General features: G+C 70.4%; 19 protein-coding genes. 12 read left to right on the top strand and 7 right to left on the bottom strand.

Annotated features, from left to right (window positions below; all coding sequences use genetic code 11):
• Window positions 1-46: 46 nt before the first annotated feature.
• Complete coding sequence (locus tag PUT80_RS08305) at window positions 47-2,881, top strand: BTAD domain-containing putative transcriptional regulator (protein WP_275291597.1); 2,835 nt, start codon at window positions 47-49, stop codon at window positions 2,879-2,881.
• A gap of 46 nt (window positions 2,882-2,927) precedes the next feature.
• On the opposite strand, the gene PUT80_RS08310 is transcribed toward PUT80_RS08305, so the two are convergent.
• Window positions 2,928-3,494 carry a YceI family protein gene (locus tag PUT80_RS08310; protein WP_275291598.1) on the bottom strand — a complete coding sequence of 189 codons (567 nt, stop codon included), beginning with the start codon at window positions 3,492-3,494 and terminating at the stop codon, window positions 2,928-2,930.
• Window positions 3,495-3,514: 20 nt separating this feature from the next.
• A complete protein-coding gene (locus PUT80_RS08315) occupies window positions 3,515-3,844 on the bottom strand; it encodes a rhodanese-like domain-containing protein (RefSeq protein WP_134728205.1) in 330 nt (109 codons plus the stop codon).
• A gap of 83 nt (window positions 3,845-3,927) precedes the next feature.
• Between PUT80_RS08315 and PUT80_RS08320 the strand changes: the two genes are divergently transcribed.
• The 3 genes from PUT80_RS08320 (at window position 3,928) to PUT80_RS08330 (ending at window position 6,500) form a co-directional block, all read left to right on the top strand.
• Window positions 3,928-4,383: a MarR family transcriptional regulator gene (locus PUT80_RS08320; RefSeq protein WP_275291600.1), complete on the top strand. Its 456-nt coding sequence runs from the start codon at window positions 3,928-3,930 to the stop codon at window positions 4,381-4,383.
• Between the two features lie 221 nt (window positions 4,384-4,604).
• The gene (locus PUT80_RS08325) at window positions 4,605-5,348 is read left to right on the top strand and encodes a hypothetical protein (RefSeq protein ID WP_081655249.1); all 744 of its coding nucleotides are present in this window, start codon (window positions 4,605-4,607) and stop codon (window positions 5,346-5,348) included.
• A gap of 228 nt (window positions 5,349-5,576) precedes the next feature.
• On the top strand, window positions 5,577-6,500 hold the full coding sequence (locus PUT80_RS08330; RefSeq protein ID WP_037365766.1) for a sensor histidine kinase: 924 nt from the start codon (window positions 5,577-5,579) through the stop codon (window positions 6,498-6,500).
• Window positions 6,501-6,949: 449 nt separating this feature from the next.
• Here PUT80_RS08330 and PUT80_RS08335 read toward each other — a convergent pair whose 3' ends face one another.
• Window positions 6,950-8,707: a CocE/NonD family hydrolase gene (locus tag PUT80_RS08335; RefSeq protein WP_235079424.1), complete on the bottom strand. Its 1,758-nt coding sequence runs from the start codon at window positions 8,705-8,707 to the stop codon at window positions 6,950-6,952.
• A 201-nt stretch (window positions 8,708-8,908) separates the two neighbouring features.
• Here PUT80_RS08335 and PUT80_RS08340 point away from each other — a divergent pair, with 201 nt between their 5' ends.
• The gene (locus PUT80_RS08340; protein ID WP_037365768.1) at window positions 8,909-10,255 is read left to right on the top strand and encodes a hypothetical protein; all 1,347 of its coding nucleotides are present in this window, start codon (window positions 8,909-8,911) and stop codon (window positions 10,253-10,255) included.
• A 151-nt stretch (window positions 10,256-10,406) separates the two neighbouring features.
• Here the strand turns inward: PUT80_RS08340 and PUT80_RS08345 are convergent, their stop codons facing one another.
• Window positions 10,407-12,824: a transglycosylase domain-containing protein gene (locus PUT80_RS08345; protein WP_143271427.1), complete on the bottom strand. Its 2,418-nt coding sequence runs from the start codon at window positions 12,822-12,824 to the stop codon at window positions 10,407-10,409.
• Window positions 12,825-13,044: 220 nt separating this feature from the next.
• On the opposite strand from PUT80_RS08345, the gene PUT80_RS08350 reads away from it, so the two are divergent.
• From PUT80_RS08350 to PUT80_RS08365, 4 genes are all read left to right on the top strand, one after another.
• On the top strand, window positions 13,045-13,941 hold the full coding sequence (locus tag PUT80_RS08350) for an alkaline phosphatase family protein (protein WP_101437981.1): 897 nt from the start codon (window positions 13,045-13,047) through the stop codon (window positions 13,939-13,941).
• Window positions 13,942-14,116: 175 nt separating this feature from the next.
• Window positions 14,117-14,512: a BlaI/MecI/CopY family transcriptional regulator gene (locus PUT80_RS08355; RefSeq protein WP_037365772.1), complete on the top strand. Its 396-nt coding sequence runs from the start codon at window positions 14,117-14,119 to the stop codon at window positions 14,510-14,512.
• Window positions 14,509-15,408, top strand: a complete 900-nt coding sequence (locus PUT80_RS08360; protein WP_037365774.1) for a M48 family metalloprotease — start codon at window positions 14,509-14,511, stop codon at window positions 15,406-15,408. The genes PUT80_RS08355 and PUT80_RS08360 overlap by 4 nt, the downstream gene beginning before the upstream one ends.
• A 97-nt stretch (window positions 15,409-15,505) precedes the next feature.
• On the top strand, window positions 15,506-16,123 hold the full coding sequence (locus tag PUT80_RS08365) for a phosphatase PAP2 family protein (protein ID WP_037365777.1): 618 nt from the start codon (window positions 15,506-15,508) through the stop codon (window positions 16,121-16,123).
• Window positions 16,124-16,132: 9 nt separating this feature from the next.
• Here PUT80_RS08365 and cei read toward each other — a convergent pair whose 3' ends face one another.
• On the bottom strand, window positions 16,133-16,789 hold the full coding sequence (gene cei, locus PUT80_RS08370) for an envelope integrity protein Cei (protein WP_051166272.1): 657 nt from the start codon (window positions 16,787-16,789) through the stop codon (window positions 16,133-16,135).
• A gap of 180 nt (window positions 16,790-16,969) precedes the next feature.
• Here cei and PUT80_RS08375 point away from each other — a divergent pair, with 180 nt between their 5' ends.
• The 3 genes from PUT80_RS08375 to PUT80_RS08385 all read left to right on the top strand — a co-directional run bounded on the left by PUT80_RS08375 (window position 16,970) and on the right by PUT80_RS08385 (window position 17,806).
• Window positions 16,970-17,368, top strand: a complete 399-nt coding sequence (locus PUT80_RS08375) for a hypothetical protein (RefSeq protein ID WP_101437982.1) — start codon at window positions 16,970-16,972, stop codon at window positions 17,366-17,368.
• A gap of 223 nt (window positions 17,369-17,591) precedes the next feature.
• Window positions 17,592-17,711 (top strand): hypothetical protein, encoded by a 120-nt coding sequence (locus tag PUT80_RS08380; protein WP_235079431.1) that lies wholly within the window; start codon window positions 17,592-17,594, stop codon window positions 17,709-17,711.
• Window positions 17,663-17,806, top strand: coding sequence for a hypothetical protein (locus PUT80_RS08385; protein WP_235079432.1), 144 nt, complete (start codon window positions 17,663-17,665; stop codon window positions 17,804-17,806). Before PUT80_RS08380 ends, PUT80_RS08385 begins: the two co-directional genes overlap by 49 nt.
• On the opposite strand, the gene lgt is transcribed toward PUT80_RS08385, so the two are convergent.
• Window positions 17,803-18,645 carry a prolipoprotein diacylglyceryl transferase gene (lgt, locus tag PUT80_RS08390; protein ID WP_051166273.1) on the bottom strand — a complete coding sequence of 281 codons (843 nt, stop codon included), beginning with the start codon at window positions 18,643-18,645 and terminating at the stop codon, window positions 17,803-17,805. The two genes, PUT80_RS08385 and lgt, sit on opposite strands and share 4 nt — an antisense overlap.
• Window positions 18,646-18,919: 274 nt before the next feature.
• Window positions 18,920-20,032, bottom strand: coding sequence for a phosphodiester glycosidase family protein (locus PUT80_RS08395; protein WP_051166274.1), 1,113 nt, complete (start codon window positions 20,030-20,032; stop codon window positions 18,920-18,922).
• Window positions 20,033-20,208 lie beyond the last annotated feature (176 nt).

Here is a 20,208-nt window from a genome sequence, read left to right on the forward strand (position 1 = left end):
GGTAGCTCTCCTGGGGGACACCGGCGAGCTGCTTTAAACTCTCGGTATGTCGTCGGGCGCCGTGCGAACCGGCCGGGGAGGGGCGGAGCGCGAGCCCGGGTCCCGGCTGGAGTTCACGGTGCTCGGGCCGGTCCGCGGCTGGTACGGCGGGCAGCCGCTGGAACTCGGGCCGGTGCTGCGAACGACGATGCTGGTCGCGCTCCTGCTGCGGCCGGACGTCACGGTCAGCCGCGCCGAACTGGTCGACCGGGTGTGGGGCGAGCATCCGCCGGAGAGCGACGGCGTGCCCGGCTACATCTACCAGCTGCGGAAATCCCTGGCCGCGGCCGGCGCGGACGCGAAATCCGTGCTCCGGACCGATCCGGGCGGGTACCGGTTCGCCGGGGCCGGCGTCGGAGTGGACGCGGTGCGGGTCGACGAGATCGCCGCCCGGGCCAAGAAAGCCGCCGCGGCCGGCTCGCTCGCCGCTGCCGCCGACGGGTACGGGCAGGCGCTGGCGTTCTACGAAGGCGTTCCGCTGGCCGGACTGCCCGGCCCGTTCGCCGAACGGGAGCGAAGGCGGTTTGTCGAACGCCGAGTCGGGCTGGTCGAGGACCGGACGGACGCGTTGATCCGGCTCGGTGACTACGCGTCGGCGATCGGCGAGGTGACGGCGCTGCTCGCCGAGCATCCGGACCGTGAACCGCTGACCGGCCTGCTCATGCGGGCCCTTTACGGGGCCGGCCGGCAGAGCGACGCGCTCGACACCTGGCGCGAGTTCCGTGTCCGGATGCGCGATGAGCTGGGGCTGGAACCCAGCGAAGATCTGCGTCGCGTGCACGAGGCGGTGCTGCGCGGCGATGACGGAGCGCTCGGCGTCGCGGCGCGGCCAGCCACGGCGCCCAGGATCCGGGACGAACTGCCGCACGACGTCGGGGAACTATCCGGCCGCGACGACGAACTCGCCCGGCTCGTCGCGCCCGGAAGCGCAGTGTCCGCAGTGGACGGAGTGCCCGGGTCTGGGAAAACGGCGCTCGCGGTGCGCGCGGCCCAGCTGCTGCGCGAGGAACATCCCGACGGCTGCCTGTTCGTCGCACTGCACGGGCACAGCACCAGCCGCGCTCCGCTCACTCCGGTACGGGTGGTGCGGCGATTGCTGCGCTCGGCGGGCGTCAACGAGCAGAACATTCCGGATGACCTGGACGAATTGTCCGCGAACTGGCGCGCCGCCACCGCTCCGCTCCGCCTGGTTTTGGTGCTGGACGACGCGATCAGCGCCGAGCAGGTTCGCCCGCTGCTGCCCGGCGGAACCGGAAACCGGGTGCTGATCACCAGCCGTCGCCGACTGCCCGGTCTGGACGTTGATCGCCGGATTTCCCTGGGCCCCTTGACTTCCGACGCCGCCGCGGGCTTGCTGGGCCGGATCGTCGGCCCGGCGCGGGCGAGCCAGGAACGCGAGGCCGTGCGCGAACTGGCCAGCCTGTGCGGACGTCTTCCGCTCGCCCTGCGCATCGCGGGCGCCAGGCTGCAAAACCGTCCGATGTGGACCTTCCGGGACCTGGCGGACCGGCTCGTCGACGACACTGACCGGCTCGGCGAACTGACCGCGGAGGAACGGAGCGTCGAGGCCGCGTTCCGGCTTTCCTATGACCAGCTTCCGCCTAAAACTCAACGCGCCTTCCGCACGCTGGGCCGCGCGCCCGCGCCTGAATTCGACGAACTCGTCCTCGCCGCGATGCTCGGCTGTCCTCGGCGCGAGGCGCAAAGCGTGCTCGAAGACTTGGTCGACGCGAACCTGGTGCAAGCGCCCGCCGCGGGCCGGTACCGGATGCACGACCTGGTCGCCGTCTACGCGCGCCGCCTCGCCGCGGACGAACCCGACGTCGCCAGCGGACTGGGGGTCTACCTGCACGCCTGCCGCGCCGCGAGCGAATGGGGCGAACCCGGTTTCCCCAGTGGCCCGGCACCCACCGACTCGCCTTTCACGGGGCTGGTGGACGCGTCGGCGTGGCTGGACCAGGCGGGCGACTTGGTGGAAGTCGTCTCGTCCGCGGTCGCCGCGGGCCATCCGGACTACGCGTGCTGGATTGCCGAGGGAGCCGTCGACTACCTCGTGCGCCGCATCCGGTACCGGGAATGCGTTGCCCTGCTGGAAGTTGCTCTGTCCGAAGTAGACAACGTGGCGGATCAGCGGATGAGCACGGCACTGCGGTTCGGGCTCGGCTGGGCATACCTCGGGCTGGGCGATCCCGTCCAGGCGAGGCAATGGTGCGAGGAAGGCCTGCGGATCAGCCGGGAAAACGGCGACCGGCGAGAAACCGCACGGGGCTTGTGCGGACTGGGAATGGTCACGATGTTCGCCGGACCGCTGGACGAAGCGGAACAAGTGCTGACCGACGCCCGGACGCTAGCCGAGGAAGTGGCGGACAGCTGGTTAGTCGAACGAGCGGTTTCGGGCCTAGGGTACGTGCACTTCAAGCACGGCGAATACGAACGCTCGCTCGTCCGTTTCGCCGAATCGCGAGAAGTCGCGGTCGCAACGGGAAATCCGGCGATGCTGGGCCGGGCGTCCAGCCACATCGGCAGCGTCCGCCTGCATCTGGGCCGCCCGGACGCGGCGGAACCCTTGCGCGAGGCAGTCGAATTGGCTGAGCGACTCGACGACCGGTTGTTGCTGGTGAGTTCGCTTTCGCGGCTCGGCTCTGCGGAACAGGAATTGGGGAGCCTGGATCTCGCACTCTCGTATCATCTGCGGGCGCTGAGCGCGTTGACCGACCAGATGTCCCCGTGGGCAGAGATCGAAGTCCGGAACCGGCTTGGGGCTTGTCACCAGGCGAGGGGCGAGGAGGCAGCGGCGCGGGAACAGTTCGCTCTCGCCGCGGTCCTCACCGAGTCGAACTGAGCGGCCGGGTTGGCGCGGCGGCCAACCCGGCCGGTCCACTGTCCACTCAGGAAGCGCGAATCGCCTCGATCTCAAGGACGAGTTCGATTTCCTTCGAGACCAGCAGGCCTCCCGATTCCAGCACCATGTTCCAGACCAGCCCCCAATCCTCGCGGTTGATTTTGCCGCGAGCGGAGAATACCGCGCGATCGTTCCCCCACGGATCGCGCGCGTGGCCGAGATACTCGACGGCGAGGGTGACCGGACGCGAGACGCCCTTGATGGTCAGGTCTCCGACCATGGTCGCCTCGGTGCCGGTCACGGTGACCGAGGTCGATGCGAACGTGGCCCGCGGATGCTGTTCCACGTCAAAGAAATCGCCGGAACGCAGATGGTCGTCCCGGGTCTGATCTCCACTGTCCACAGTGGCCATTTCGATGACCGCGCGCACCGTGGTGTCCTCGATCTTCTCGCCGATTTCCACCGTGGCGTCCACCCCGGTGAACCGGCCGCGGACCTTGGTCAGCAGGAAATGTCTGCCCACGAAACCGACCTCGGCGTGCCCGGGGTCGACCTTCCAGGTCCCCGCGGCGGGAAGTTCCGTTCCGGCGACCACGCGGGTTGCGTCTGTCATGTCGTTTCCCTCCTTCGCTCTCAACGGCCGGATTCGGTCGGCAGTCCGGCCGCGATCCAGTCGGCTTTGCCCTCGTCGTAGTCGAAGACCTGGGTGTACCCGAGTTCCGCCAAGTGCTTCGCGACGGTGGCGGAGTTCTGGCAAGGGGAGTCGGCGCAGTAGACGATCACCGCGGAGTCCTTGTGCGGCAACAAGGTTGGCGCGAGTTTCTCGACGTCGTCGACTGGCAGGTTGAGCGCGCCGGGCAGATGCGCCTTCGCGTAGTAGTCGGCGGGCAGCGCCTCGACGACGATCGCCGATCCGGCGTCGATGTGCTTCTTGACCTCGTCGCGCGTGATGGGTTCGACCATCGGTGCCTCCTCAGGATTTAAGTGCGTACGCACGCACCTTACTCATTAAGTGCGCCCGCACGCAATGACCTACACTGGGAGGCGTGAGCGACCCGAAGATCGGCCTGGACGCGTGGCGGGCGATGCTGCTCGCGCACAGCGCCGCGGTGCGAGCCATCGAAACCGACGTGCAACGGGGCGGGACCGTGCCCCTGGCCTGGTACGACGTCCTGCTGGAACTGAACGCGGCGGGAAAGAAGGGGCTGCGGATGGCGGAGGTCGCCGAACGCGTGGTGCTGAGCCGGACGCGGGTGAGCAGGCTGGTCGACGAGATGGTCCGTGCCGAGCTGGTGACGAAGCGCCCGGAGCCGGACGACCGCCGGGTCAGCTGGGCGGTGATCACCGACGAGGGCGTCCGCGCGCTGCGCAAGACCGCACCGGTCTACCTGCAGAGCATCGAGCGGCATTTCTCGGCGCACCTCAGCGATGAGGAAGCCGCGGTGATCGGGAAGGCGTTGCTGCGGGTCGCCGAAAGCGGGAAACCTGGACGGCCGAGCTAGCGAAATAGCGGCCGGGCACCGCGGTGAGGGGAGTCCCTGCGGTTCAGGTGCCACCTGACATCGGCCGAGAGAGGCCTGGCGTCAGAAACCGGAAAAAGAAGTGAAGAAGATGTGCCCTCGGCAGGACTGCCCAAGGATGGGAACGGGGCTGACCAGGAGGTTCTCGCCGGGACGTTGGTGGTGGAGGCCACCTTCGGACTCAGGTCCGCGAGGAGTTCGTCGTGAGTGCCAATTCGCGAACGGTGGCGCAGTTTGTCACGGTCACCATGGGATCAGTCGTTGGACTCACGTTCACGTTCGGCTTCGGGAATGTCTTGACTTTGGCGCTGAAGCTGCAGGTTCCAGTGTTCGTGGCCCCGCTGGTGGCGCCCGCTGTCGACCTGACCGTCCTTGGGTTGCTGGTGGGTACGCGGCATCTGGCGTTGTCGGGCGTTGGCGACGACGTGCTGCGCCCGGCGCGTCGCCTGCTGCTGGCCGCGAGTGTGGTGACTCTGCTGTTGAATGTCGCTGATCCGGTATGTGCTGGTCAATGGGGCAGAGCAGCGTTCGACTCGGTAGGCCCGCTGCTCCTGGTCGGCTGGGCTGAGGCTGGCCCCGGCCTGCTTCGGGCGTTGAGCGCTGCCAGCACCGGTGCCGGATCAGCGTGGTTGCCCGGGTCTTGCGCTGTGGGCCACCGGGATGAAGGCGTGGAGCGGGCGATGTGCGAGCCGTTGGCGCCGGACAGCCGGGAGCGGCTGGGGGCCGCGGCCGGGGGCGCTGGTGATCTTGACGGGGAGTTGGTGGAGCGGGCCCGTCGGGCCGATGCTGAGCACTGGCGACTGCACAGGCGTCCGATTTCTGCGGAGACGTTGCGGAAGGAGCTTCGAGTCGGGGCGACGACATCGCGGGCATTGGTGGCGATGGTTCGTCTGGGGAACGCGTCGGCACTGGGGAAAGGGTATGCGGGCGACGCGCACGGTGCTTAGGTGTCGCCTGCCGGGACCTCACCTCAACCATCGCTAGAGCTCAAAGTGCCGAACCGGGGCCAATTCGGCTTGCCGAAATGACCGGCACGTTCGCTTCGACCGTGCGTCGACCTGGCAGGGAGGGATAGCGTTGGGCATAGTGACCCGAGCTTGCCGGCAGGGTGGCGGCGGTGAGGAAGTGATCGTGATGCGCTCGGAGGAATCGTCGTTGCCCGCGCGGCGTCCGTGATGCGGGCCCGAGCGTTCCTGCATCCGGCGCTGTTCTACCGGGGTGCCGCCGAGTTCTTGGCGGGCGTCGTCCCGTTCGTCCGGGACGGGCTGGCCGCGGACGAGCCAGCAGCGGTCGCCGCGCCGCCGGAGCACGTGGACCTGGTGCGGGCCGAGCTGGGTGCGGACGCGGATCGGGCGCTGCTGGTCGACATGACCGAGGCAGGCCGCAACCCGGGGCGGATCATTCCGGGCGTGCTGCGCGCGTTCGCCGACGCGCATCCGGACGAGCATGTGCGGATCGTCGGGGAGCCGGTCTGGGCGGGCCGGTCGTCGGCGGAGTATCCGGCGTGCGCTCAGCACGAGGCGTTGATCAACCTGGCTTTCCATGGCCGGTGGGCGACCATCCTGTGTCCTTACGACGCCGAAGCGCTGGGCGCGACCGAGCTGGCGGATGCTCTCCGGACGCATCCCTGGCTGATCGAGGGCGCGGGGGAGTGGCGCGAGAGCGGCGATTACGCGCCCGACGCGGTGGTCGCCGACTACAACCGTGAGCTGCCGCCGCCGCTCGGCGCGCGGTCCTTTGCCGTCGCCGAACCCGATCTTGGCGACCTCCGTCTGGTGACGGCAGAGACGGCGCGGCGGCACGGCCTGCCCGAGGACCGGGTCGAGGACGCGGTGATGGCGGTGTCGGAGCTGGCGGTCAACAGCGTGGAGCACGGCAGCGGATCCGCGGTGGTGCGGCTGGGGTTCGCGGACGGCGAACTGGTGTGCCAGGTCCGGGACGAGGGGTGGCTGGCGGATCCGATGGCCGGCCGCCTCCCGGCTCCGCCGGACCAGGTCCGCGGCCGCGGATTGCTGCTGGTGAACCATCTCGCGGACCTGGTGCGGATGCACTCCGACCCGGCCGGGTCGACGGTCGAGGCCCGGTTCGCCGCCGGGTGACCGAGGGTCGCGGGCGGCTGTGCGTGCCTGCCGGAGGACGGCACCCGGACCGGACTGGTGAAGGCTGTGCGGGCGACCGCGGCGGCTGGCGACATCGGGAAAGCGGCCGGGGCGCTGCGCGACGGGGGCTCGCTGACCCTCCGATCGAAACGGTCTTCGTCCTCGGCGTCGACGCCGAGTCCCGGCTGTCGTCTCCCGCGTCGTCCGGGCGAAGGGACGCCCGCTCTCGGATCCGGGTCAGTCACGAGAAGAAACCCGGCCAGGGCCACCGGAATTGATTCTTGTGCTTTTCGGCTGCGGCGGGTTCACCGCTGAATACCGGGGGAGAAGAGGTCTGAAGCCCGGCATGGAACAGACCTGGGGCGGCCGTGAGCGGCGGGCAAGCCGGGTCCGTGGTCGCGGGCGGAGCCGGTCGGTTCTCCCGGACGGCGGGCGAGCGGTCCCCGCGCTCAGCGACCGGTGGTCGGCAGGGTGAGGACCTGACCGGTGTCTCCGGTGCTCACCGTGACAGGCGCCGCGACCAGGCCCGCCCGGTAGTTGAGGTCGCCGCTGGCGAGCATGACGCGGATCGCGTGCCCGGCCGGGAACTGGTGCACGACGGCGGGCAGTGTGATGCGCGCGGACTTGGCCGGATCGGACAGCCGGACCGGGGCGATCAGGTTGTGCACGAGGCTTTCCGTGCCGTCCGGCGCCACGTCGTACAGCTTGGCGAACAGCACGAGCTGGCCGGCTGGACCGAGCGTGCTGCTGACCGCCGTGGTGGGCGCCTGCACCTTCACCTCGAGCTGCGGCTCGCCGACCACTTCGAGTGGCGCGGCCAGTGGGCGGCCGGTCCAGGAAGCGTAAGTCCCAGGGAGATTCTCGTCGGGCGGCAGGTTCGGCGAAAACGCGTCGATTCCGGACGAACTGGTCGGGAATCCGGCCGGGGGTGTGAGGAAGCTTTGTGCCCCGGCCCGGACACCGCTCGGATCGGTGACCAGGTCGCCGCTGCCGGAGAGGAAGAACTTCATGCCCGTGCCCACCGGGTAGGCGGGGGCGCTGCCGTAGGCCGGGGTGGCGATGCCGGTGTAGTCGATCCAGTCGCGGAAATAGGCGAATCCGGGGTATGCGTCCGGCTGGCCGCCGCGCAAGTACTGGTTGAACCAGCTGGTCACGCGGGCGGCTTCGTACTGGGCGGCCGGGTCCGGGCCGGCGAGGTCCAGCTCGCCGGGCGCGGGGGTGGCACCGGAGTGACCCCAGGACTGCCAGATCATCTTCACCGGCGTGCCCTGGGCCCTGAGCGCTCGGTACGTGGCGGCCGCCTCGTTGAGGTTGAACAGCGTGTCGTTCTCGCCCTGCGCCAGCAGGACCGGAACGCGGATCCGGTTGACGTAGGCGGACACCGACGCATGCCGCGTCAGCGCGAGCGTGTCCGGTGTCGGATAGCCCAGCGTCCCGGACGCCGCGAGGTCCGCGCAGATGTCAGTGGTGAAGTTGGGGCAGCCGATCACCCTCGACGGGTCGCTGGTGAAGCCCGTCGCGCTGTCCAAGACCGCGCCCTCGGTGAAGAACAGCAGCGGCCAGGTCAGCTTGGTGACCCCGGGGGTGGCCGAGGTGACGCCAGTGCGGAGATCGGTGTTGTTCGGGGCCAGCGAGTAGGACAGGTCGTTCCAGGTGATCAGCGGGACGAGGGTGTCGATCCTCGGGTCGACCGAAGCGGCCGCGAACTGCACCTCGCCGCCGTAGGAACCGCCGATCATGCCGACCCGGGGATCCGCGGCGTCAGTCCGGCCGGCGTGGTCCACCGGATCGCGCACCACGTAGTCGGCGCCCGCGACCGGCTGCGCGTGTGCCGCATCCGCGTAGGCGATCCCGTCGGCGCCGCCGAGGAAGCTCACCAGCTGGCTCGCGGCCTGCCCGTCCCAATCCGGGTCGTCCAGTGTGATCTTGCAGCCCGAACCGCCGAAGCCGAGGCCGGAATAGGACAATACCGCGTAATCGTGCGCGGCGAAGTATCGCGCGATTCCGGCCTGATCGTCCTTGGACCCGCCGAACCCGTTGGTGGTGAGGATGGACGGCACGCGGTGGCCCGGACCGGCGTCGGCTGGCGTGTACAGGTCGCCGACGATGTCGCAGCGCTGCACCCCGCCGGGCCCGACCAGCACGTCGAAGTGCAGGGTGCGCACGGTGTACGCCCCGGCCCCGGCCCCGGCCGTAGCGTCAGCCACTCCCGAAGGTGCGGTCAACAGCACTGCTGCCGCGATCAGGGCCACTCGGCGCGCACACGACGTCATCAGAAGACCTCCCGAAATGCGGTCCATGCCCGCTGTTAGGCAACGAGCTTCGACAGATTCGGTGACGCACGTCATAGTCGTCGCCGAGTTCCCTCTCCTTTGTCAGGCCGTCTGGCATCGAGGCTGGAGGAAACCATGCGGAACTCCGAGAACCGGCTGTCCAAGACGACGGTGTTCGCCGCGGCGGTCCTCCTGGCAGTGGCGGCACCGGCAGCGGCGAGCCGTCATCGGGCGGAGGCGGCCGGCTCCGCTTTCGCCACCGGTCAGTTGCAGGTGCAGAACGCGGGTGCGAGCGGGTGCGGCGCCAACGCGGCCGGCGAGCCGTCGATCCACGTGTCGAAGGCCGGTCTGGTGGGGCTCAGCTCCGAGAACGGCCTCGGCGGCGGCAGCCAGTACTGGCAGGGCCCGAGCACCGCGGCCGCGTGCGGGCTGACCTACGCGGGCCAGCCCAACGCGATCGGCGGCATCGGCCTGTCGGGCGGGGACACCGACAGCGCTTTCGCACCGGAGAAATCCGCCGCCGGCACCTACCGGATCTACGTCGCGAGCCTGAACCTCGCCTCGGTCAACGTCGCGGTGTCCGACGACAACGGCCGCACTTTCAGCCAAACCCCGGTCCAGGCCGGCTTGCCGCTCGACGACCGGGAATGGATCGCCGCCTACGGCGCCGACACCTCGCTGCTGACCTACCACGACATCCTCACCAACAACATCGATGTACTTCGCTCCGACAACGGCGGCACTCTCTACACGCACGTCGCCCGCGTAATCCCGGACACCGACTACAAAGCAATGAACAACGAACTCGGCAACCTGGCGATCGACCACCGCAATGCCTCTCCGGTGTCCGGCGGCTTCTGGGCCTACCAATCGTTCGTCGCGCCCAGCTCATCCTCCGGCAGCGAGTTCAACGAAGCGTTCCTCGGCGTCTCCGCCGACGGCGGGCACACCTGGACCAGCAAACCGATCCCCTGCACGACGGCCTTCGGCGCAGCCGGGCTGGGCCACAACTTCCCCAACGTCTCGGTCGCACCGAACGGCACCCTGTCCTACGTCGTCTCCAACGACACCGCCGTCTACGTCGCCACCTCGGCCGACCACGGCGACACCTGGAGCTGTTCCGGTCCGGTAAGCACTTCCAAGCGGGCTGTCTTTCCCTGGCACGTCGCCACCAGCGCGGGCACCGACCTCGTCTACTACGGCACCCCCGACGGGCAGACCTGGTACGTCTACTTCGCGCAGAACACCGGCAGCGGCTGGTCGACCACCCAGGTTGTCCCCGTGCACAAGGGTGCCATCTGCGAGGGCGGCGTCAGCTGCACCGGAGGCCGTCAGCTGCTCGACGACTTCGGCGTCGACACCGACCAAAACGGGTTCGCGCACATCGCCTACACCCAGGACAGCCCCGCCCTCGGCGGCTCGGGCAGCGCCACCGGCTACGCCGTGCAGACCGCAGGGACACCGGCGGGCTACCCGAACTGATCGATCGGGGCAGATCGCCGACGCGGACGTCGCAGTGCCGGATCGGTGCGGCGCGCCGCGGCAGCGCGAGGATGCGGGCGTCGAGCAGCGGCTTCGTCACGTAGGCGCCGGCACCGGCAATCCTCCGGCGGGGCCGGGCGAGGCGGTGCTCTTACCCGCCGCTGCCCGGACCCGGACCGTGGTGCCGCCGGCCGGGCGTGGTGGTCGGGCAACTGGGGCCGCACGCAGCGGTGGGTTGCGGGCTCGTCGGCTGGTCGGACGTGGTCGGCGCGGCGGTGGTGGAGGGCGTGGTTGCCGGGGCGGTCGTCGGCGTGTCCGGTGTGGTCTGGTTCGAGGTGGCCGGCGCCGGGTTGCCGGTCGTGGCCGGGGCGGCGGTGCCCGCGGGGGCGGGCGGGAAGTCGCGCGCGGGCTGCCCGGCGAGGTAGGCGTTCATGAAGTCCTGCCAGATGTAACCGGGTTCTTCGCGTCCGTAGACGTCGTAGCCGTGATCGGAGCCGATGCCGTTGTGGTAGTTGCCGTAGATCGGTGCGGGCTGCTGGGTGTTGCCGAACCAGACGGCGGTGACGTTTTGCGGGGTGTAGCCGACCATCCAGGCTTCCGAGTTGTGCCCGGTGTTGTTGAATTGGGCCGTTCCGGTTTTGGCCGCGTTCGGGCGGCCGCCTCGCAAGCCGTCGCCGGACGACGAGGCGACGTCGGTCATCGACGCGGTGACGGTGTGCGCGATCGCGGCGCTGGCGGCGGGGTCGGAGCCGAATGCCGGAACGGCCGCGGTGTCGAACCGGTACAGCTGGCTTCCGGTCCCGTCCGTCACTTTCGTGACGAAGTGCGCCGGGAGGTACTTCCCGTCGTTCGCGAAGGTGGCGTAGCCCTGGGCTTGGTCGATCGGCCGGACCGGGTACTGGCCGATCGAGATCCCGAGCTGGGTGCTGCCGGTTCCGTTGCCGGTGACCGGGTCGTCTTGCTGGAGCGAGTCGAAGGCGGACCCCAGCGAGGAAGTGATGCGTTTCGGGATTCCCGCGTCCCAGGCGGCTTGCCGCACGTTGTTGACTCCGGCCTGCGCGCCCATGCGGTAGAAGACGGTGTTGACGGACTTGGTCATGGCGTCCTTGACGGTGATCCGGCTGGCGCCCTCGCCGTCGGAGTTGTGCACCAATTGCCCGTCGATGGTCTGGTTGTCGCTGCCGTCGTAGACGGTGTTCAGCCCGATGCGGCCCGGGTCGGTGCGCAGGCCGGCGGCGAGGACATAGGGCTTGAACGAGGAACCGGGCTGTTGCGGGGTTCTGGCCAGATCGTAGGAGGTCGAGCCGTCCCCTCCGTAGTACGCCACGATCCCGCCGGTGGACGGGTCGACCGAAACCAGTGCGGCGCCTTCGTGCGGATAGCCGCGGTCGGCTGAGGTGATCTTCGCGACCGCGTGTTCGGCGTCGGTCTGCGCGGGGGGCTGGATCGAGGTGTAGATCTTGGCTCTGGACCGGGACAACGCCTGTTCCGGGAGGCCCTTCTTGGCCAGCTCGTCGAACACCGCGGCGACGATGTACTGGCGGGTGGGGGAAAGGGCCGGGCCGGATCCCGCGCTCGTCTGGGCGATCGGCGCCGGAAAGGCGGCCGAGTCGTATTCCGCCTGGCTGAGCCAGTGGTTGGCGAGCATCCGCCCCAGCACGTAGCGGTAGCGCTGTTGCTCGTAGGCGGGCTTGTCCGCGTAGGACGGCAGCTGGACCATCCCGGCCAGCAGCGCGGCCTGTTCGTTGGTGAGCTTGCTGACGTCTTCCCCGTAGAACGCTTTGGCCGCCGCCTTGATCCCGTACGCGCCGCGTCCGAAGTAGACGGTGTTCAGGTAGGCGGTCAGGATGTCCTGTTTGGAATAGGTGTTCGTCATCTTGTAGGACTCGACCATCTCGGCCATCTTGCGGGCGAGCGTCGGCTGGTCGTTGCCGGTGGCCTTCTTGACGTACTCCTGCCCGATGGTGGAGCCGCCGCCGGTGCCGCCGTTGAGCCGGTTCCAGACCGTGCGCACGATCGCGTTGAGGTCGAAGCCCGAGTTGGTCATGAAGGTCTCGTCCTCGGCGGCCATCTGCGCGTTCTTCATCGACTGCGGGATCTGGTCCCAGGTGGCCAGCTGGCGATTGCCTGCGGTTCCGGTCTTGGTGTACATCACGGAGCCGTCCGCGTAGTACAGGGTGACCGGCTGGTTGAGCGCGGCGGCGAGCGCTGTCGGATCGGGCACCCGCACGAACTGGTACGCGACGACGAAGGCGATGACCGGGCCGAGCAGGCACACGCCGGCCAGGACGTAGAGGCCGCGCCGGATGCGCCGCCAGAGCTTCTTCCGCGGCACTCGCGGCCGGGCGGGCCCGCTCGGCGGCGGCGGGTTGCGTGGGCCGGCCGGCCTGGGCCGGGCGGCCGGCAGCGGGGGCGGGGCGGGCAGCCGATGCGTGAGCAGTTCCGGCTCCGGCTGGTTGCGCGGATCCGCGGGCCGCCCCGGCCCGGCCGACCGCCGGGGCGGGATCGGCCCCGGGTGGCGGCCGCGGGGCCAGTGCGGCGGCTCGCCGGGCGGGTACGGGCGGTTCACGAGCGGTTCTCCGGCACCGCGGCGAAGGCGTCCCCTCGGGCTCGACGTGGTCGTGTTCCCGCTGCCGGGAACGCGAGGAGGTGAGGGCCGGGCGCGGGGAGAGAGGGCATGGGCTCGATTCCTGACGGTCAACGCTTCTACATTATTGTAGAAGTCGTGCTTGTGTGTTCCGCGTGACCGCGAGACGAATGCCAGGTCCGGAGTGCGGCGAGGAGGTCCGGTGTATCGCGGGAAACGGGTGAGCCGGGCGGCGGCGCTGGGCGGTGCGCTGCTTCTGCTGGCCGGGTGCGCCTCGTCCGGACCGACGCCGTACCCGCGGGCGCACCCGTCGGCAGCCGCCGCTGCTCCGGCAAGCCTTCCCCGGCCGGACCACGTCGTCGTGGCGATCTTCGAGAACGAGGGCGAGACCGAGGTCGACGGGGCGGCCGGCGCTCCCTATCTCTCCTCGCTCGCGGCAGCGGGGGCGAGCCTGTCCGATTCGCACGGCATCGCGCATCCCAGCCAGCCGAACTACGTGGCGTTGTTCTCCGGCTCTCCGCAGGGCGTCGCCGACGATTCCTGCCCGCGGGACCTCGGTGCGCGGCCCAACCTGGCGAGCCAGTTGACCGATGCCGGATTCCGGTTCGCCGGGTTCGCGGAAGGCATGCCGCGCGACGGATTCGCCGGGTGTTCCTCGGCTGACGGCGCCTACCGTCGCAAACACAACCCCTTGCCCGATTTCAGCAACGTGCCGCCCAGCGCGAACCGGACCTATCGGCATTTCCCCGCCGATTACTCGACGCTGCCCACGGTGTCGTTCGTGATCCCCGACATGTGCCACGACATGCACGATTGCCCGGTTTCCGCGGGAGACGGCTGGGCGGCCGGGAATCTGTCCGGATACGCCCGGTGGGCGCAGGCGCACAACAGCCTCCTCATCGTGACCTTCGACGAGGACACCGGGACCCCCGCCAATCGGATCCCGACGATCCTGTCCGGGCCGATGGTGCGCACGACGCGCAGCGCCCAGCCGATCGACCACTACAGCGTTCTTCGCACCGTCGAGGACATGTACGGCCTGGCACCGCTCGGAGAGGCCGCTTCCGCCCGGCCGATCACCGGCGTCTGGAAGCGGTGAGCCCCGGGCGTTTCCAGGACCGGGACGAATCCCGGGCGGTGCCCGGAGACGGTCCGCCGTCCGGCGACAGCAGCCGGGCGGCGGCGTCCGGCAGGTACCCTCGTGGTGCTCGCGGCCGGCGAGCCGAGCGGGCGCGCGGGCGGGGCCGTGCCGCGAGAACGGACTGAGGAGGACCATGCCCGGCGGAGACGGATCGCGGGCACGGCGCGCGGCGGGCGCGCTGGAGTCGGAAGTGATGGCCGCGCTGTGGGCTGCTCCGGCGCCGCTGTCCGGTGCGGCGGTGCACGAGGCGGTGGGGACGGATCTCTCGTACAAGACGGTGCTGACCGTGCTGACCAGATTGCACGAGAAGGGCCTGGCCGAACGGGCGGCATCGGGGCGCGGGCACGTGTACTCGCCGCGGCGGGCGCATGCCGAGCTCACTGCCGAACGGATGAACGTGGCGTTGCGCGAGGCCCGGGACCGGGGGGCCGCGTTGCAGAAGTTCGTGACGACCCTCGGGCCCGAGGACGCGGCGGCGCTGCGCGAGATGCTCGACGAGGGCGATCGTCCCCAGGGCGGCCGGCGGTGAGAGTCGACGTGTATCTGGCTTTGCTGCTTCCGGTGCTGGCGGTGCGCGGCCTTCCGCTGGCGGGCAGGCGGCTGGCGCCGCCTGCCGCGGTGCGCCTTCTTTGCGCGGTGGCGACCGCGGTCGGCGCGGGGACTCTGTGGGGATTGGTCATGGTCGCCGGTGCGGGGTTGAGCCATCTCGGGGAGATTCTCGAGCATTCGCCGATCTCGGCGGCCCAGTTGCGCCGGCTGGACCCGGTGCCGCGGATCGCCGGCCTGGTCGCGGCCGTGCTGCTCGCGGCGATCGTGGTCCGGGTGGCCAGTGCGCTGTACCGCCGCGGCCGGGTGCGGCGGGCGATGAACGGCGTCGTCGCCGGCGCGCGCGGCGAGCTGGTGGTGTTCACCGATCCCAGTCCGCACGCCTATGCCGTCGCGGGCGGCATCGGCCGGCCTGGCCGGATCGTGGTCTCCGACGGCATGCTGCGGGCGCTCGACGCCGAGGAGCGCCGCGTGCTGCTGGCCCACGAGCGCGCGCATCTCGCGCACCGGCACCATCGGTATCAGGCGGTCGCGGCCGTCGCGGTCGCGATCAATCCGGTCCTGATCCGCCTGCGCGGCCAAATCGCGTTTCAGCTCGAGCGCTGGGCGGACGAAGATGCCGCGACCGCGGTGGCCGACCGTGAACTCGCCGCGCGGTCGCTGGCCCGGGCGGCGCTGGCCGCCGTCCCGCCCGCCCCGCCCGCGCTCGCGTTCAGCGACCGCGGAGTCGGGGGCCGCGTCCGCGCTCTGCGAAGCGCTCCGACTGTGACGCGCCCGCTGTCGCTGCTGCCCACTGTGGCCGTGCTCGGTGCGGGCGTCGCGGTCCTGGCGGACGCCACCATCGCGTTCCTGCGGGTCGCCGGCGCGGTGCTCGGCTGACTGCCGGTTGCGAGCCTTTCCGCTCGCTCTTCCTACAAGCTGTAGGATCACCGGTCTGTGCCGTATCCGCTTTCCGCCGGAAGGACCAGCCAAGCCCGTGCCGTGGAATCTCGCCCTGTTCTGGGACATCAATCAGCTGGCCGCTCGCACCGGGTGGGCGCATCCGTTCATGGCCGCCTTCGCGTTGTGGGGCGGCCCGGTGATTCTCGTGCTGCTGCTGGCTCTGGGGTGGTGGACGCGCCGCGGCCGTGGCGGCGCCGCCCGCGCGCTGGCGGCGGCGGTGCTGACCGGAGTCGCGACCCTCGTCTCGCTGGGTCTGAACCAGTTTTTCGCCGCGCTGCACCAGGAGGTTCGCCCGTTCCTGGCTCTGCGCGGCGTCACTGTGCTGCTGAGCCATTCGGCGGACAACTCCTTCCCCAGCGATCACGCGGCGCTCGGCGCGGCACTGGCGGTGGGCGTTCTCGTGTTCGCGCGCGGCTGGGGGGTGCTCGCGTGCGCGGTCGCCGTATTCCTTGCCTTCTCGCGGGTGTACGCCGGGATGCACTACCCGCTCGACGTCCTGGCCGGGCTTGCCATCGGTGCGGTCGCCGCGTTGCTGCTCGTGCCGACGCTCGCCGGGCTGCTGGGCAGGCTCGTGCAGCGACGGATGCCGAACGTGCTGCGCCCGCTTCTTCTCGGCGTCGAGGCTCCGGCAGCGGGCGCGGCGGTGGAATGACGGCGGCGGTCAGCACTGCCCGCGGCGGGCCCCGGCCAGCAATGCCGGAGTCACGGCGGGCGGCGCCGCGCCGATGGCCGGACGGCCGCTCGGCGCGGCCGCCAGCAGCTGGAGCGCCCGGCGGGCATCGGGATTCGGGGTCACGTCGCTGAAGTCGCTGCCCAGCGCGAGATCGACGCTGCTGCCGGTCCGGCGATCGCGCACAAGTTGGGCACACGGTACGGCCAGGCTGAGAGTCCTGGCTGCCGCGGTGCCTGCCGGACCGAAGCGGATCTGGCCGAAACACCGCAAGTCGCCGGCCGGGTGCAACGGGTCGTCGGCAGGGGGCGACGCCTGCGGGAAACCGAGCTGGGCGAGTTCGCCCGCGGCGAGTCCGGCGCTTCCGCGCTGGCCGCTGCCGTTGAGCACGGTCACCGGACTGGCGGCGGCGGGCGCGGGAGCGACGCCGTCCAGCGCGTCGTAGGGCAGCGCGGCCAACGTCTGCGGCGCGGTGCCGGCGGCCGGGGGAGGACAGGCGACCAAGGCGGTGGCATCCGCGGCGCGCTGCAGTGTCGTGACCCAGACCGCGATCGCGGCGAGTATGAGGACGCTCAGCGCGGCGATTCCGGCGAAGGGCTTTCGCCGCCGGTAGCGCAGCGGATCGCGTCGTCCCGTCAAGGTCCGCATCGATCCCTTCCCGTCGTCTGGTTCGGCGCGGTCAGCCCGAAGCGGGCAAGCCTCATCCTACAACGTGTAGGATGAGGGCCAGGTCCCGCGACGAGCGCGGTGTCGTTCGCCGCGGGCCGGGCTCCGGCGCGGCGACGAGCGGCCGGGCGTCAGCGGTCCACTGTGGATTGGGGTTGCGCGATGGCACTCGGCTCGCGAAGACGCGCAGGCGCGAAACCGTTGTTCGGCCGCGTGGATCCCTACTGCTGGTTCGCCGTGCTCGGCCTCGTGGCCATCGCCGGGGTCGGGGTCGTCGCCCGCAGCGTAGTGATGACGATCATTTTTCTCGTTCTCGCGGCGGGCCTGGTGACGTTCGACGCGTGGGTCAACCGGCCGGAGCCGACGCGCCGCCCGGGACCGCCGCCGGTCGCGTCTCCGCGGGGGCGCAGGCCGGAAAGCCTTGGGCCGCAAGACCGGAGCCGCGCGGCGCCGCCCCGTCCGGCGGTTCCCAGGCCGCCCCAGCGGTTCGCCGCGCCGCCTCCGCGCGGCGAACGACTCCAGCGTCCGCAGCGTCCCCGTCGGATGCCGGACGGGCGATGAGCGCGGGCCGCGCGCGCGGAGTCAGGGATGCCGTTCGTGTCGCCGGACGGGAATCGGTTTTCGGCGTCCAGGACGGAAATGCTCTCATGGACTACACGAAGTCGGTCATCCGCGACCATCCGTCCGAAGCCGTCGTGGCAAAAGTGCGGCAGCCCTCGCGGCGGAGAGGTTCGGAGTCCTGATCGACGTGGCAGCGACGATCAAGGCGAAACTGGACGAGACCGTGCCCCCTCAGTTGATTCTCGGGGCCTCCAACCCGCAGCTGGCTCGCCGCAGATCGAGCCGCGGATCGGCGTGCCGCTGCCGTGCAATGTCGTGGTCAAAGCGCTCGACCCGGCAGTGATGGTCACGGTGCCCGGCCGTCAGGATCTGCGGCCTGTCACCGACGAAGCCGGGCAACGGTTGCACGCGGCCCTGGCCGCGGTGAGCACCGGTTAAACCGGGGGCGGGCCTTTCGCCGCCCCGGCGCTGTCGTCGCGCGGTCGCGCGGAGCGCCGCCGCCACAGCAGCGCTGCTGTCGCGGCGAGGAAAACGACCAGGGAAGTCCAGTCGTTGAGGCGCAGGCCGAGGAAGTGGTTCGCGTGGTCGACGCGCAGCGCTTCGACCCAGGCGCGTCCGACGGTGTATGCGGCCACGTACAGCGCGAACAGCTTGCCGGTGCGGAGGTCGAAGCGCTTGTCCGCCCAGAGCAACAGCACCGCGACGCCGACGTCCCAGAGGCATTCGTAAAGAAATGTCGGGTGGTACAGCCCGATGCCGGGGGTGTCGGGCGGGCGGTGCGCCGGATCGATGCGCAATGCCCAGGGCAAGGTGGTCGGAGCGCCGTAGAGTTCTTGGTTGAAGTAGTTGCCCCAGCGCCCGATGGCTTGCGCGAGGACCAGCCCGGGAGCGAGGGCGTCGGCGAACTCCAGCAGGCTGATTCCCCGCCGGCGGCAGGCGATCCAGGCGCCGAGGGCGCCGAGCGCTACGGCTCCCCAGATTCCGAGGCCGCCGTCCCAGATGTAGAGCGCCCGGACCGGATCGCGGCCGGGGGCGAAGTACAGTTCCGGGTCGGTGATCAAGTGGTAGAGCCGTCCGCCGACGATGCCGAACGGGACCGCCCAGATCGCGATGTCGAGCACGTCGTCGGGGTTGTGCCCGCGGGCGCGCCAGCGTCGCCGGGCGAGCCAGACGGCGACGACGATCCCGGCGATGATGCACAAAGCGTAGGCGCGGATCGGAACCGGTCCGAGGTGCCAGACGCCTTGCGGCGGGCTGGGCAGGGACGTCGTGACCATTGCGGACGGCCCTCCTCGGAGCTGAATTCTCTCGGTGGGAGAACTATAGATCACGGACCTGGAAGTCTTCTCCGCGGTGCTCGCTGTGTGCACCTGCGGTGCCGGACAAGCGCGTGCGGAGAAAACCTCAGTGATGTTGGACCACGCATGCGTGGTCCAGATCGTTCTTTCGCAGAATGATTCCCGGTCCTTGCGGCGGCACGGTGCCGCAGCGTCGGCTGCGACCGAACGTCAGTTTCCGGTCGGGTGGGCGTCCTCGCGGTCGCGGCGGCTGTCACGCTCCGAGGGACGACAGCGGCGAGACGCCGGCACTGGCCGGTGGTGCTCCGCCCCGGAGGACGATGGCGAAAAAGTCGCGTTGATCGGCGGTCAGGTAGCGGTCCGCCGAGCCGGGCATGGCAGGCAGCAGCTTCCGCGGCGAGCTGCCGGGCCGGTCGGGCCGGTAGGCGTTGAACGCGACCATTCCCGGGTGGATGTCCAGTTCCATGCCGCGCACGATTCCGGCCTGGACCATGGCCCCGGCGAGCGTCCGCAGGGTCAGTTTGTCGCCGGCCACGTAAAGGAGATTCCCGGCCCGGTCGGTGCCGAGCCCGGAACGCCAGGTGTACTGGAACTGGTTGCTGGCGCTGCCCCAGCGGCCGACGGCGTTCGCCCGCAGCCCGGGGACGGCGCTTCCGTTGTCGACGACCAGAGCGAGGTTCTGCCGTACCGCGCGGACGGCGGGGGACATGGTCGCGTCGCGGCCCCATTGCGCGATCGATATCCGGCCGGACCGGTCGATGACGACCGAAGCGGCGCCGTCCTTGAGCGGACGGGCAGTGCGGCCGTCCGCGTAGAACCCGCCCGCGGTGTCTTTGAACTTGAATCCGGCATTGAACGTGGCCAGCAGCGCCGGGCGCACGCCGGACGGCACCCGCGCACCCTCCGGCCAGCCGGAACCGCCCGGCTCCTTGGTGCCCGCGATGAGGGAGGCGCGCACCAGCGACTGGTTGATCCACGCGACGCCGGCGACCACGCTGGCGTGCGCGGGATCCGGCCGGATGAAGGTCGTGTAGTCGGCGACCGGGCCGCCCGCCGTACTCGCTCCCGGGGTCCAGCGTCCTTCTCCGGGCAGCCGGGGGAGTTGTGCCGGGAGATCGGCGGGCCGGGGGCCGGCGCCGAGGCTGGGGAGAGGCGGCGGCGCGGTCGGGAGCGACCCGGCGGGCGGGGGTGCGGCGGAGGGCGGATGCCTGGTGTACCACCAATTCTCGACGGTGTTGACGACGCCGCCGAGCCCGATCTCGCGCAGCCAATCGACAGTGCGGACCGCGAACGACGCCGCACCGGGATAGGTGAGGGCTCGGGTGTAGCTGCCGATCGGGTAGGCGAGCACCGCGACGACCAGCACCAGAATTAGCTTGCGCCGCGGGCGTTTGGGTCTGGGCATCGGTGTGCCGGCAGTGGCCATGACCCGACCGTAGGCCCGGTTGAGCGGGCAATAGGACAGCGTTCGGCAAGCGGAATGCAAAACGCGGCCGCGAAATGGGTGCGCGCTGTGAAAATGCTGAGAATTCGTTCAGCGAA

The organism is Amycolatopsis sp. La24, from assembly GCF_029087445.1.
GTDB lineage: Bacteria > Actinomycetota > Actinomycetes > Mycobacteriales > Pseudonocardiaceae > Amycolatopsis > Amycolatopsis nivea.

Bases quoted from the DNA above. Each gene is read 5' to 3' on its own strand.
- PUT80_RS08310 (WP_275291598.1), bottom strand. From the start codon at position 3,494: ATGACAGACGCAACCCGCGTGGTCGCCGGAACGGAACTTCCCGCCGCG.
- PUT80_RS08315 (WP_134728205.1), bottom strand. From the start codon at position 3,844: ATGGTCGAACCCATCACGCGCGACGAGGTCAAGAAGCACATCGACGCC.
- cei (WP_051166272.1), bottom strand. From the start codon at position 16,789: ATGCGGACCTTGACGGGACGACGCGATCCGCTGCGCTACCGGCGGCGA.
- PUT80_RS08375 (WP_101437982.1), top strand. From the start codon at position 16,970: ATGGCACTCGGCTCGCGAAGACGCGCAGGCGCGAAACCGTTGTTCGGC.
- PUT80_RS08340 (WP_037365768.1), top strand. From the start codon at position 8,909: ATGCGGAACTCCGAGAACCGGCTGTCCAAGACGACGGTGTTCGCCGCG.
- lgt (WP_051166273.1), bottom strand. From the start codon at position 18,645: ATGGTCACGACGTCCCTGCCCAGCCCGCCGCAAGGCGTCTGGCACCTC.
- PUT80_RS08355 (WP_037365772.1), top strand. From the start codon at position 14,117: ATGCCCGGCGGAGACGGATCGCGGGCACGGCGCGCGGCGGGCGCGCTG.
- PUT80_RS08305 (WP_275291597.1), top strand. From the start codon at position 47: ATGTCGTCGGGCGCCGTGCGAACCGGCCGGGGAGGGGCGGAGCGCGAG.
- PUT80_RS08330 (WP_037365766.1), top strand. From the start codon at position 5,577: ATGCGGGCCCGAGCGTTCCTGCATCCGGCGCTGTTCTACCGGGGTGCC.